General features: G+C 74.7%; 12 protein-coding genes. 5 read left to right on the plus strand and 7 right to left on the minus strand.

Annotated elements, in window-relative coordinates; genetic code table 11:
- The first annotated feature begins 58 nt into the window (after window positions 1–58).
- Entirely contained in the window at window positions 59–304 is a 246-nt protein-coding gene (locus tag ACN26Y_RS05260) for a DUF2530 domain-containing protein (RefSeq protein WP_155329188.1), read from the plus strand.
- A gap of 19 nt (window positions 305–323) precedes the next feature.
- Here the strand turns inward: ACN26Y_RS05260 and ACN26Y_RS05265 are convergent, their stop codons facing one another.
- Window positions 324–1,163 carry a DUF3027 domain-containing protein gene (locus ACN26Y_RS05265; protein ID WP_155329189.1) on the minus strand — a complete coding sequence of 280 codons (840 nt, stop codon included), beginning with the start codon at window positions 1,161–1,163 and terminating at the stop codon, window positions 324–326.
- Window positions 1,164–1,249: 86 nt separating this feature from the next.
- On the opposite strand from ACN26Y_RS05265, the gene ACN26Y_RS05270 reads away from it, so the two are divergent.
- The gene (locus ACN26Y_RS05270) at window positions 1,250–2,866 is read left to right on the plus strand and encodes an MFS transporter (protein ID WP_155329190.1); all 1,617 of its coding nucleotides are present in this window, start codon (window positions 1,250–1,252) and stop codon (window positions 2,864–2,866) included.
- A complete protein-coding gene (locus tag ACN26Y_RS05275) occupies window positions 2,863–3,582 on the plus strand; it encodes a futalosine hydrolase (protein WP_422734411.1) in 720 nt (239 codons plus the stop codon). The genes ACN26Y_RS05270 and ACN26Y_RS05275 overlap by 4 nt, the downstream gene beginning before the upstream one ends.
- On the opposite strand, the gene ACN26Y_RS05280 is transcribed toward ACN26Y_RS05275, so the two are convergent.
- Window positions 3,576–4,394: a GNAT family N-acetyltransferase gene (locus ACN26Y_RS05280; protein ID WP_155329192.1), complete on the minus strand. Its 819-nt coding sequence runs from the start codon at window positions 4,392–4,394 to the stop codon at window positions 3,576–3,578. The genes ACN26Y_RS05275 and ACN26Y_RS05280 overlap by 7 nt on opposite strands.
- 950 nt (window positions 4,395–5,344) lie before the next feature.
- Here ACN26Y_RS05280 and ACN26Y_RS05285 point away from each other — a divergent pair.
- A complete protein-coding gene (locus ACN26Y_RS05285; protein ID WP_155329193.1) occupies window positions 5,345–6,217 on the plus strand; it encodes a 1,4-dihydroxy-6-naphthoate synthase in 873 nt (290 codons plus the stop codon).
- Here the strand turns inward: ACN26Y_RS05285 and ACN26Y_RS05290 are convergent.
- Window positions 6,178–6,564, minus strand: a complete 387-nt coding sequence (locus ACN26Y_RS05290; RefSeq protein ID WP_155329194.1) for a cold-shock protein — start codon at window positions 6,562–6,564, stop codon at window positions 6,178–6,180. The genes ACN26Y_RS05285 and ACN26Y_RS05290 overlap by 40 nt on opposite strands.
- Window positions 6,565–6,592: 28 nt before the next feature.
- Window positions 6,593–7,219, minus strand: a complete 627-nt coding sequence (locus tag ACN26Y_RS05295; protein WP_155329195.1) for an HAD family hydrolase — start codon at window positions 7,217–7,219, stop codon at window positions 6,593–6,595.
- An 84-nt stretch (window positions 7,220–7,303) separates the two neighbouring features.
- Here ACN26Y_RS05295 and ACN26Y_RS05300 point away from each other — a divergent pair, with 84 nt between their 5' ends.
- Window positions 7,304–9,778: a helicase-associated domain-containing protein gene (locus ACN26Y_RS05300; RefSeq protein WP_422734412.1), complete on the plus strand. Its 2,475-nt coding sequence runs from the start codon at window positions 7,304–7,306 to the stop codon at window positions 9,776–9,778.
- A 28-nt stretch (window positions 9,779–9,806) separates the two neighbouring features.
- Here the strand turns inward: ACN26Y_RS05300 and ACN26Y_RS05305 are convergent, their stop codons facing one another.
- The 3 genes from ACN26Y_RS05305 to ACN26Y_RS05315 form a co-directional block, all read right to left on the minus strand.
- A complete protein-coding gene (locus ACN26Y_RS05305) occupies window positions 9,807–10,052 on the minus strand; it encodes a hypothetical protein (protein ID WP_155329197.1) in 246 nt (81 codons plus the stop codon).
- Window positions 10,053–10,146: 94 nt separating this feature from the next.
- The gene (locus ACN26Y_RS05310) at window positions 10,147–10,527 is read right to left on the minus strand and encodes a hypothetical protein (RefSeq protein WP_155329198.1); all 381 of its coding nucleotides are present in this window, start codon (window positions 10,525–10,527) and stop codon (window positions 10,147–10,149) included.
- A 556-nt stretch (window positions 10,528–11,083) separates the two neighbouring features.
- The gene (locus tag ACN26Y_RS05315; protein ID WP_422734413.1) at window positions 11,084–11,956 is read right to left on the minus strand and encodes a L,D-transpeptidase family protein; all 873 of its coding nucleotides are present in this window, start codon (window positions 11,954–11,956) and stop codon (window positions 11,084–11,086) included.
- Window positions 11,957–12,052 lie beyond the last annotated feature (96 nt).

The following is a 12,052-nucleotide window of genomic DNA, read 5'->3' on the forward strand; positions in this document are numbered from 1 at the left end:
CGCCGCATCGTCCCAGATCACCGGCCGGGCGGGAAAGTTCATCCCGTACGCTTGCCGCGTGCCGAAGGAGCAGCCACCGCGGCCCGAGCCGCTCGACCCGCCGATGGTGCCGTTCGCCCTCGCCGGGATGGCCGCCTGGGCGGTCGCCGGGGTCGTGCTGCTGCTCTTCCGCGACCGGCTGATCGATAACGGGCACGAGAACTGGCTGTGGACCTGCCTGGCCGGTTTTCTGTGGGGGTTCCCCGGTCTCGCCGTGATGATGCGGCACGACGCGAACCGTCGCCGCCGCCGCGCCGGCCGCTGATCAGCAGCGGCGGGTCACCTTACGGGTGCCCGTACGGCTCGGCCGGCTCGGCGGCCTCCACCGACCCGTGCGCCCGGCTGACCGAGACGGCCTCGACCGCGCTGTCGTCGTAGACGGTCGGCATCTCCTCGACCGGCGTCTCCGGGGTCTCGACGAGGATCTCCGAGTGGGCGCCGCAGCCGTGGTCGGAGCTGACCACCCGGCCGTCGTCCGGCGCGTAGAAGTTGCCGCAGGCGCCGAAGGCCTGCCGCATGGCGCCGGCCAGCGGCAGGTAGAAGCCGCAGGTGCCGCAGCGGGCGGCGGCGGGGGCCGCGGTGGAGATCGGCGCGGCGGGCCCGTGGTCGCTGTCGTACCACCGCTGGGCGGCCTCACCGCGCCCCTCCCGGGACAGCACCCGCGCCCGGCCGAGGCCCAGCTCCCACGCGGTCTCCTCGACCGCCGGGTCGTCGGAGAGCAGGTAACCGGGCTGGAGGCGCTCGTCCTCCGGCGGGGTGGGCAGCAGGTCCCCGGGGCCGAGGTCGCCCGGCTTCAGGCGCTCCTGCCAGGGCAGCCAGCCGGGAGCGAGCAGCGCGTCCGGGCCGGGCAGCAGCACGGTCTCGCAGATGGTCACGGTCCGGCTCCGGGGCACCCGGGTGACGGTGACCGCCCAGCGCCAGCCGCGGTAGCCGGCCAACCGGCACTCGAAGTAGTGCGTGACGAGGCGGTCGCCGTCCGCGACGGCCTGGATGTGGTCGCCGACGTCCGATGGGTCGACCTCGGTGATGGCGTCGCGCGCCAACTCGACGGCGGCGGCGCAGACCTGGTCGAGGCGGGCGGCACGAGCGGAGGCGGGCCTGGTCACCCCACCATTGTTCCCCATGCGGACGGCTGCCTGACAGGCACTCCCCGGAACCATCTGCGGCGGTGGTGGCGCGTACGCCGGGCGGATGGGCGAGGATGGTGCTCATGCCGTTGTTCTCCCGGTCCGAGCGTTCCGTCCTCGGGCGGACCGTCGGCACGGGCATCAAGGCCGTCCGTCTGCTGTTCCGCGGCTCGGTCAGCAGCAGCCGCTGGGTGACCCGCTCGGCGGGGCGCGCCCGGGCGCGGGGTGCCGGCGGCGAGGTCGGCATGGTCCGCCTGTTCGACCTGCACGCGATCTCCTGCGCCGGGGACACGCTCATCGCGATCGGCCTCGCCGGGACGATCTTCTTCAACGTCCCGCTCGGCGAGGCACGCAGCAAGGTCGCGCTCTACCTGCTGGTGACGATGGTGCCGTTCGCCATGCTGGCGCCGGTGGTCGGCCCGCTGCTCGACCACTTCCGGCACGGTCGCCGGTACGCGCTGGCCGCCACCATGCTCGGGCGGGCCTTCCTGGCCTGGCTGATCTCCGACTACATCCACGGCTTCGGCCTCTATCCGGCGGCCTTCGGCGTCCTGGCACTCTCCCGCGCGTACGGGGTGGCCCGCTCGGCCGCCGTGCCGCGGCTGCTCCCGGAGGGCATCGGGCTGTCCCAGGCCGGGGCCCGGGCCAGCGTCTACGGCACGGTCGCCGGGGCCCTGGTCGCCCCGATCGGCCTGGCCGCCTTCTGGTTCGGGCCGCAGTGGCCGCTACGGGTCGCCTCGGTGATCTTCCTGGTCGGCATGGTCATCTCGCTGCGCCTGCCACCGAAGGCGGATTCGGAGCCGCCGGAGCGGGTGCCGCGCCCGCTGCGGGCGCTGGGGCGGCGTACCGGGGATCGGCCGTTGGGCCGGGGCCGTCCGCACGGCCGGCTCGTGATCGCCACCCTCGTCGGCGCCGCCACCTTGCGCGCCGTCTACGGCTTCCTCCTGCTCTTCCTCGCCTTCGCGATCAAGGCCGGTGACCTCACCACCACCTTCTTCGGCCGGACCCTCAGCGACGAGGCGGCCCTGGGCCTGGTCGGCGGCGCCCTGGCGGTCGGCAGCTTCCTCGCCACCGCGATCGGCACCCGGCTGCGCATCCACCGGCCGACGGCACTCCAGTCCAGCGGGATGGTCGTGGTCGCCGGCGTGGCCGTCCTCGCCGCGCTGAAGTTCTCGCTCCCGATGGTCGCGCTGCTCTGCCTGGTCGCCGCCCTGATGAGCGGCATCGCGAAACTCGCGGTCGACGCGTCGATCCAGGAACGCATCCCGGAGCGGCTGCGGGCCAGTTCGTTCGCCCACTCGGAGACCGTCCTGATGCTCGCGTTCGTGGCCGGCGGCGGCCTGGGGCTCGTCCCGTTCGACGGTCGGCTCGGCATCGCGGTCGCCGCGGGCGTGGCGGCGCTCGCCACCGCGCGCGGCGTCGTGGTCGCGGGCCGGCTGCGCGCCGAGAAGCTGGCCGGCCGGCCGCTCGCCGACGACGAGCTCACCGAGGACGAGTCGGCCCCCGACGAGCCCGGGCACCTGGGCCGCACCGTCGAGGACGCCACCCCCACCTCCCCCGCTCCCACCCGGAGCGGGCCGGTGGACGACGACGGTCTGGCCCCACCGGGCTACCACATCTACCGCCCGTCGTCGGCGGTCGCCGGCCCGGGCGGCACCGACGAGGAGACCCGCCGGGAGCCCCGGGGGCCGCTCACGTGACGCGTCTGCTGGTGGTCACGGCGGTGCCCGCGGAGGCCGACGCGGTCCGGGCCGGCCTCGCCGCGGTTCTCTCCACCCCGCCCGCCGGGTCGGGCCCGGGCACCGCGGGTGCCCCGGATCAGGTTCCGACCGTGGCGTCGGTCGGTGTCGGTCCGGCGGTCGCGGCTGCCGCCACGGCCCGGCTGCTGGCACTGGCGGAGGCCGCCGGGCAGCCGTACGCGGCGGTCGTCAGCGCCGGCGTCGCGGGCGGCTTCCCCGGCAAGGTCGCGGTCGGCGGTGCGGTCGTCGGCACCAGCGCGATCGCCGCCGACCTGGGCGCCGATTCCCCGGCGGGTTTCATCCCGGTCGACCAGCTCGGCATGCCGGCGGAGCTGCTCGGCGGCGGCACCACCGTCACCGCCGACCCGGCGCTGGTGGCCGCCCTCCGGACCGCCCTCCCGGCCGCCGCCGTGGGCCCGGTGCTGACCGTCAGCACGGTCACCGGCACCGCCGCCAGCACCGACGCGCTACGCCGCCGGCATCCCGACGCCGTGGCCGAGGCCATGGAGGGGTACGGGGTTGCCGTCGCCGCCGCGCACGCCGACCTGCCCTTCGTGGAGCTGCGTACGGTCTCCAACCCGGTCGGCCCGCGCGAACGCGACGCCTGGCGCCTGCGCGAGGCGCTCGCCGCCCTCACCGAGGCCGCCCCGGCCCTCCTGGCCCTGGCCGCTCAGTAGGCAACGGGCGGGCGATCCAACCGCAACGTCCACGCTCGCCTCTCGGCCCGGTACCCACAGGCGAACAGCAGACGGGACTCGGCAACGTCGGCGAGCGCCCACGACGTCCTGACTCCCGCCCGGTCCATCTCCTCCACGAGGCGCTCGACCAGGCGCCGGCCCACGCCCAGGCGCCGGTACCAGGCGGCTACCAGCACCCCATCCAGCACGACTTCCCGCTCGCCACGCGGCTCGTCACCGTTACGGAGGTGCGGGCTGCGCTCGTGGGCGCGTAGTTCACCGATCAGCTCGCCGTCCGGCAGTTCGGCGACGAACCGCCACGAGGTCTCCGGCAGCCCGGCACCGGTCACGCGCCGCACCCGGAAGGTCCGGCGGATCTCCTCGGCCCGCCGACGTTGGTCCCGGTATTGGCGGTTCACCTCGTACGCGAACGCCGGAACCTTGAGCGGGTACCGCTCCGGCGGCAGCCGGTACCACTCCGCCCACCAGGCACCCGGCCAGTCTCTCGGCTCGCGGACCTCCCAGGCGTCAAGGTGCGCCGGGTAGCGACGCCCCGCCTCGTCCGTCCACTCGTCGTGCGGCACCGGCGGTGGAGGCACCACATGCGCCGCGGAGCCCGGCAGCCCTGCGACCACCACGCCGCCGGCCGCCCGCACCAACCGCTCCACCGTCCGGAACCGTGGATTCGTCGTACGCTCCGCCTCGATGCGCGCCAGGGTCGCCTGCGGCACGCCGGACTTCTCCGCCAGCTCCCGCTGGCTCAGATCTGCCGCGCGACGAAGCGCTCGGAGCAGGGCACCGAGTTTCACCACATCCGTCGACCCACCGCCTGGCCCGCCACCATCTGGCCCGCCACCATCTGGCCCGCCACCATCTGGCCCGCCACCGCCTGGCCCGCCGCCACCTGGCAGCTCGTTCCCCGTCGATCCGTCCACGACCTCATGCTCCCCACGTATCCCCAGCTGTTTCAACAGGCACCCGCTGCTTGTGGAAAACCTGTGGAAAACCGGGCCGACCTGCCAGCGATACGCGGTCTGGCGTCCTTTGGAGCTGATTCGTTCACGTCATCGCGCCGCCCGGTCCAGGCTGGCGTGGTCCGACCTGCGGAAGCCGGCGATTCTGCCGCCTGCTTGTCCGGCGACCCGACCGCACCTCCGAGCCGAAGCCCCCCGCCCCGGCCCCACCCCCGGCCCGGCCCGGCCCCGGCCCCGGCTCCACCCTCGGCCCCACCCCCACCCTCGGCCCCACCCCCACCCTCGGCCCCACCCCCACCCTCGGCCCCACCCCCACCCTCGGCCTCGGCCTCGGCCCCGGCACCGGCCCCGGCACCGGCACCGGCACCGGCACCGGCACCGGCGAACGCGATCGCACCCCAAGCCGAAGCCCTCCGGGGCGGAGCCGTCCCCCGCACTGGCTCCGGTGACGCCACCCCGCCCCGAGGCGGAGCCGCCCCCCGTCCCGGCTCTGGCGACCCGCCACGTCGCCGCCGCCCAGGTGGCCGCGGCCGCCGCCGACGGACGCGAGTGTGACCCCTGATGCATCCACGACATCAGCTCCAAAGGACGCCAGACCGCGTCTCGCTACCCGGCGGCTCGACGCCACCTGGCGAGCTACTGGACCCGCTCGCCGACCGGCTCTACATCCGCTGCAAGCCGGGGACAGGCAGCGACGAATCTCTCCGCCGAGCACCGGCACCGGCAGCACCGGCAGCACCGGCAGCACCGGCCAGGATGCGGGCCGGGGGCGGGGCTACGGTGGGGGCGTGGCGCTCTCGCTGGCGATCTCGCCCTGCCCCAACGACACGTTCGTCTTCCACGCTCTCGTGCACGGGCAGGTGCCGGGGGCACCGCCGGTCGAGGTGACCTACGCGGACGTGGACGTCACCAACACCGCCGCCGAACGCGGGGCGTTCGACCTGGTCAAGGTGAGCTACGCGGCGCTGCCGTGGCTGCTCGACGACTACCACCTGCTGCCCTGCGGCGGCGCGCTCGGCCGGGGCTGCGGCCCGCTGGTGCTGACCCGACCCGACCGCGCCCCCGCCAGCCGAGCCGCCCGCGCCAGCCACGCCAGCCTCGCGGACCTGACCGGCGCCACGGTGGCCGTGCCGGGGGACCGGACCACGGCGTACCTGCTGTTCCGGCTGTGGTCGGCCGGCCGGCCGCCGGCCCGGATCGAGGTGGTGCCGTTCCACGAGATCATGCCGGGGGTCGCGGCCGGACGGTACGACGCCGGCCTGGTGATCCACGAGGCGCGGTTCACCTATCCGCGACACGGTCTGACCGCCCTGGTCGACCTCGGTGAGTGGTGGGAGGCCGACACCGGCCTCCCGATCCCGCTCGGCGCGATCCTGGCCCGGCGCGGCACGGTGGACCCGGCGGCCGCCGCGGAGTGGATCCGGGAGTCGGTCCGCCGGGCCTGGGCGGACCCGGCGGCCAGCCGGGAGTACGTGCTGACGCACGCGCAGGAGATGGAGCCCGACGTGGTGGACCGGCACATCGGCCTCTACGTCAACGAGTTCACCGCCGACCTGGGTGAGGCCGGGTTCGCCGCCGTCGAGGCGCTGCTCGGCCGGGCCGCCGACGCCGGGCTGGTGCCTCAGACCTCCAGCTCGCGGGCGACCGCGTGGACCAGCTGAGCGATCTTCTGCGCGGTCTTCCGGTCCGGGAAGCGGCCCCGGCGCAGGTCCGGCTGGACCTTCGCCTCGAGCACCTTGATCATGTCTTCGACGAGGCCGTGCAGCTCCTCGGCCGGCCGGCGGCGCAGCTCCGCCACCGAGGGCGGGGCCTCCAGCAGCTTGACCCCCATCGCCTGGGCGCCCCGACGGCTGTCGACCACACTGAAGTCGATCCGCTGACCGCCCTTGAGGTCGGTGACACCCGCCGGTAGCGCGGCCTTGGGCAGGAACACGTCGCCACCCTCGTCACTGGTGACGAACCCGTATCCCTTGGTCGCGTCGTACCACTTCACTCGGCCCGTCGGCACCTGAGAACCTCTGCTTCGCTCAAGACGTCTACTGCCTCAAGGCTAGCCGGATCATGCGGTCCAGCGCCGCCGGGAATCCGGTGAGATCATCCAGTACCAGATCGGCGCCGGCCGCACGCAGCTCGTCGGCGGTGCAGGGACCGGTGGCCACCGCGATCCCGGGCACCCCGGCGGTCCGGGCGGCCACCATGTCCGCCACGTGGTCGCCGACGTAGTGGGTGGCGCCGTGCTCCCGCAGGGCGGTCGCCTTCTCCTCGGCGAACAGGTCACCGGCCACCTCGTCGACCAGCAGGCCCAGGTGGTCCAGATGCAGCCGGGCCAGGCGGCCCAGCTTCGACGTGACGACGAGCACCCGACCCCCGCGGGCGCGGACCGCCTCGATCGCCGCCCGCGCGCCGGGCAGCGGGACGGTCGGTGTGATCGCGTACGCCGGGTAGAGCTCGCGGTAGGTGCGGACCGCGTCCTCGACCTGCTCCGGCGGGAACCACCGGGCGATCTCGGTCCGCAGCGGCGGCCCGAGCCGGGACACGGCCGCGTCGGCGTCCACGTGCACGCCGGTCCGGGCGGTCAGCGCCCGGTACGCGGCGGCGATCCCGGGGCGGGAGTCGACCAGGGTCATGTCGAGGTCGAAACCGACCGTCGGCGGCGAAGGCATGCCGCAGACCGTACCCGTCCCCGCCGGGCGAGCCGGACGTCCGGCGGGCGGGAGGGCCTCCGGCCGGGCTAGCGTGGAACGACGATGAGCACCTCACTCGCCGACCACCTGCGCGCGCTGCCCGACGAGTCACTCGCGGCCCTGCTCCAGCAGCGGCCCGACCTCGTCGTGCCCGTGCCGGCCGACATCGCCGCGCTCGCCATCCGCGCCCAGTCCCGGGTGTCGGTGGCCCGCGCCCTGGACGGCCTGGACCAGTTCACGCTCCAGATCCTGGACGCCGCCCGCCTCACCCGGGAGCCGTCGGACGGCACCACCAGCGTCGACGCCGTACTCGCCATGGCGACCGCCGGGGCGCAGCCGCCCGCCCCGGCCACCGTACGGGCGGCGGTGGAGCGGCTCCGGTCCCTCCTGCTGCTGTACGGCCCCGACGACCGGCTCCACCTGGTCGGTGGCGTCGACGAGATCTCCCCGTACCCGGCGGGGCTGGGCCGGCCGGCCGCGGAGCTGGACCTGCGGACGGCGGCGCTCTGCGCGGACCCGGCGAAGCTGCGGCGCACGCTGCTGGCGGCACCGCCCTCGGCGCGGGCGATCCTGGACCGGCTGGCCGCCGGGCCGCCGGTCGGGAGCGTGCCGCCGGGCGCCCTGCAGGCCCCACCGGTCGGCGCGGAGGACGACCTGCCGCCCGACCTGACGAACGGCGGGGCGCCGACCGGCTCACCGGTGCGCTGGCTGGTCGACCACCGGCTGCTGGTGCCCGTCACGACCGGCCGGAGCGGCGGGCCCGGCACGGTGGAGCTGCCCCGGGAGATCGGGCTGCTGCTGCGCCGGGACACCGGCCCGCTCGGCCCGCTGCGCACCAGCCCGCCGCCGGTGTCGGCCGCGCCCCGCGAGCCCAAGGCCGTCGACTCGGCCGGGGCCGGGCAGACCATGGAGGTGGTACGCCAGACGGAGTCGCTGCTCGAACAGCTCGCCGCCGAGCCCGCCCCGGTCCTGCGCTCCGGTGGCCTCGGTGTCCGCGACCTGCGCCGGTTGGCTCGTGCCGTCGGGCTGGACGAGTCGAAGGCCGCCCTGCTGCTGGAGGCGTCGTACGCGGCGGGGCTGACCGGCGAGCTGGAGCTGCCCGGGGCGGTGACCACCCGGCACGGCGCCGACCAGCAGGTGGTGCCGAGCGCCGGGTTCGAGGTGTGGCGGGCCGGGTCGTTGGCCCAGCGGTGGGAGCAGCTGGCCCGGGCGTGGCTGACGATGACCCGGCAGCCGGGGCTGGTCGGTCAACGCGACGACCGGGACCGGCCGATCACGGTGCTCTCCCCGGAGGCGGAGCGGGCCGGGGCGCCAACCGTCCGGCGGGCGGTGCTCCAGGTCCTCGCGGATCTGGAGCCGGCCACCGCGCCCACCCCGGAGGAGGTGTTGGCCCTGCTCGACTGGCGGGCGCCGCGGCGCAGCCGGGGACGGGAGGCGGCGCACCGGGAGGTGCTGGCCGAGGCGGCCGCGCTGGGCGTGACCGGGCTGGGGGCGCTCACCTCGTACGGGCGGCTGCTGCTCGCCGACGTGACGTCGGGCGACGAGCGGGGCGCGGACGACCCGCTGGGGCTGCGGGCCGACGCCGAGGGCGAGCCGTCCACAGCGGTCCGCGCCCTGGACGCGCTGCTGCCCGCCCCCGTCGACCACTTCCTCGTCCAGGCCGACCTGACCGTCGTGGTGCCCGGTCCGCCCGACCCGACGCTCGCGGCGGAACTCGACGTGGTGGCCGAGCACGAGTCGGCCGGCGGCGCCAGCGTGCACCGGGTCACCCCGGCGAGCGTGCGCCGGGCGCTGGACGCCGGTTACTCCGCCGACGACCTGCACGGGCTGTTCCGGCGGCGCTCCCGCACCCCGGTGCCGCAGGGGCTCACGTACCTGGTGGACGACATCGCCCGCCGGCACGGCGGCCTGCGGGTGGGCTCGGCGGGGGCGTACGTGCGCAGCGACGACGAGGCGCTGCTCACCGAGGTGGTGGCGGACCGGCGGCTGGAGGCGTTGGCGCTGCGCCGGCTCGCGCCGACCGTGCTGGCCACCCCGTACCAGGTGGGCCGGATGCTCACGATGTTGCGTGAGGCGGGGTACGCGCCGGTGCCGGAGGACGCCACCGGGGCGGCGGTGCTCACCCGGCCCAAGGCTCGCCGGGCTCCGGCGCGCGTGTCGGTCGCCGCGCGGACCGTCGACCCGCTCACCGCCCCGAAGTTGCCGATGCCCCGCCTGCTCGGCGTGGTCGAGCAGATCCGGCGTGGCGACGCCGCCGCCCGGGCGGCCCGGCGGGCACCGGCGGTGGTGCGCGGTCAGGTCCCCACCGGCCCGGTGCCGGTGCACAGCCACAGCGACGCGCTGGCGGTCCTGCAGCAGGCGGTACGGGACAAGGCGCTGGTCTGGGTGGGGTACGTCGACGCGCACGGGGCGACCGCGTCGCGGCTGGTGCGGCCGGTGTCGATCGGGGCGGGCTACCTGCGGGCCGAGGACGAGCGGACGGAGATGCTGCACACGTTCGCCCTGCACCGGATCACGGCGGCGGTCTTGGAGGACTGACCGCGGCCGGGCGCGGGGCGGCGTCGGGTCAGCGCCGGCCGCGGCGGACCGTGCCGACGACCGCGATCAGCAGGAGCAGGCCGAACGCCGTGCCGGCGGTCTCACCGACCGAGGCGACGAAGCCCTGGCGCTGCACCAGCCAGCCGAAGAGAAACCAGCCGAAGAGAAGCACCCCGGCGGCCGCGTACGCGACCACGGTGGCGGTGGTGACGGCGGTGGGTGACTCGGTCGGCTCGGCCCGCTGTTCACGGATCGCATCCCGCTCAACCGTCATTGCGCCTCCCCGCGTGTCCCACCCTGCCGTCCAGCGTGACACCGCCGGAGCGGAAGCGACAGGGGTTATGTCCCCGGCCGCACGGGGTGTGCGATCAGTCGCCGGCGATCCGGCGGTCCCTGCGGTATCGCTGACGCGAGAGCAGGTATGCCGACACGGGCGTGAAATAGGACTTGAGGAGGGACGACAGGAGCCAGTACATGCGTACGATCGTGTAGACCAGTTCGGGAATGATCAGGGCCTCGACCAGCATCGCCTTCCAGCCGAGGTTGCGTACCATCACCGCGGGGTAGATGACCCAGAACGCGAACAGCAACCAGAAGATGGGCTGTTGCGCGAAGCCGTTCGCGACGGCGGCGGCCAGTTGGGTGGCCCCCCAGCCGATGAGGTACACGACGCCCAGCAACCCGAGGATCATCGTCGCGATCGAGTGCCAGGTGAACTTGGTCCAGCCACGGGCGCGCAGGGCATCCACAGTGCCGCGAACCCAGCGCTGACGTTTGCTGCAGCAGCTCACGAAGCGTGGGCATGAGATCGGTGTAGGCGATGCACAGCTGGTTCGCGGTCACCTTCCAGCCGCATTCCTTGAGCGTCAGCGTCGTCTCGTAGTCCTCGACGAGGTTGCGGTGGTCCTCCCAGAACACCGCGCCGCGCTTGTCGATGACCGATTGCAGCGCCACGCCCCGGTAGAACGACCCGGCTCCCGACATGGTGCCAGGGGTTGCGCCACAGCCCGGTGCGGCCCAGACAGACGGCGCTGACGCCGCCGATCTTGGGATCCGCGGTGATGACGTTGCGGGCCCGTTCGATGAACTTGTGGTGCAGTTCCGTGTCGGCGTCCATCACCAGGACGTGCTGCACCGGGTCCAGCCGCCCGCCCACCCGCTTGCTCAACCAGGCGAGGCCGTAGTTGAGCGCGCGCCGTTGACGGCTTCTACAAGAACGGAATCAACTACATCAACACGACAAGCCGCCAGTAGGGGACGGGCCAGCCCGACCTGGCTCGGCGATCCCCGATCCGTCCTCGCGTGTCACCCGGAACGGCTGCCGACCAGCACCACGCGGCTGCCGACCCGGCCCAGCTCCCAGTAGCGGACGGCGTCGGAGTGCAGCAGGTTGACGCATCCGTGCGAGCCGATCGACCCGTCGTGCAGGTAGGTCGTGGTCTCGTGGAAGCCCATGCCGCGGGTGAAGTGCTGCCAGTACGGCAGCCACACCTCGTACGGGTTGGACCACTCCTTCACGTTGCGGCGGTCGATGGTGAACGTGCCGGCCGGGGTGCGGAAGCCGGCCATGCCGGTGCGGGTCACCGTCGGCTTGACGATCACTCGGCCGTCGCGCTTCACCCACGTGGTCTGCCGGGTCAGGTCGACGCAGAAGGTGAGCCCGGGGCGGTCGCCGCACACGTCGGTGTCGGTGGTGGCGAGCCGCTTCGCCACGTCGTACGTGGTGGGGCCGGCCCGGCCGTGGGCGGGGCGGATGTCGTACCTGCGCTGGAAGCGTTTGATGGCGGCGCAGTCGGCGGCGGACTGGCGGCCGTCCACGGTCACCGTGCCGAAGCCGCCCAGCCGGGTGAGGTACGTCTCGACCTGGCGCTGGTGCTCGCCCTGCGGGCAGCCGGCGGGTGACGGCGAACCGCTCGGCCGGGGTGCGGTGCGGCTGGGTTTCGGCTCGGCGGTCGGGCTCGACCGGGCGGTCGTCGGCTTCGGCGACGACGTCGCCGGTGCGGGCCGGTCCGGCCCGGGCGTGCCGCTCGCCCCCGTTGACTGCTCCGCCGCTCCGACCGGCACGGGCCCTCCGCCCCCACCGCCCTCGGCCTGCGGATCGAACGCGCACGCACCGGCGCCGACCAGCGTGACAACCGCCACGGCGAGGAGCCGGGTGGCGAGCCGGGTCCTGATCATGGCGCCTCCCCTGGGACGGTCGTCTGCCCTACAGACGTACGGCATGGGCGCAACGGTTGCACCCGGTGCACGTTTTCCTGACGTCCGGTGAGCGCG

It is taken from the genome of Micromonospora sp. WMMD558, assembly GCF_049315255.1.
GTDB lineage: Bacteria > Actinomycetota > Actinomycetes > Mycobacteriales > Micromonosporaceae > Micromonospora.

Bases quoted from the DNA above. Each gene is read 5' to 3' on its own strand.
- ACN26Y_RS05265 (WP_155329189.1), bottom strand. From the start codon at position 1,163: ATGGGGAACAATGGTGGGGTGACCAGGCCCGCCTCCGCTCGTGCCGCC.
- ACN26Y_RS05270 (WP_155329190.1), top strand. From the start codon at position 1,250: ATGCCGTTGTTCTCCCGGTCCGAGCGTTCCGTCCTCGGGCGGACCGTC.
- ACN26Y_RS05295 (WP_155329195.1), bottom strand. From the start codon at position 7,219: ATGCCTTCGCCGCCGACGGTCGGTTTCGACCTCGACATGACCCTGGTC.
- ACN26Y_RS05300 (WP_422734412.1), top strand. From the start codon at position 7,304: ATGAGCACCTCACTCGCCGACCACCTGCGCGCGCTGCCCGACGAGTCA.
- ACN26Y_RS05305 (WP_155329197.1), bottom strand. From the start codon at position 10,052: ATGACGGTTGAGCGGGATGCGATCCGTGAACAGCGGGCCGAGCCGACC.
- ACN26Y_RS05315 (WP_422734413.1), bottom strand. From the start codon at position 11,956: ATGATCAGGACCCGGCTCGCCACCCGGCTCCTCGCCGTGGCGGTTGTC.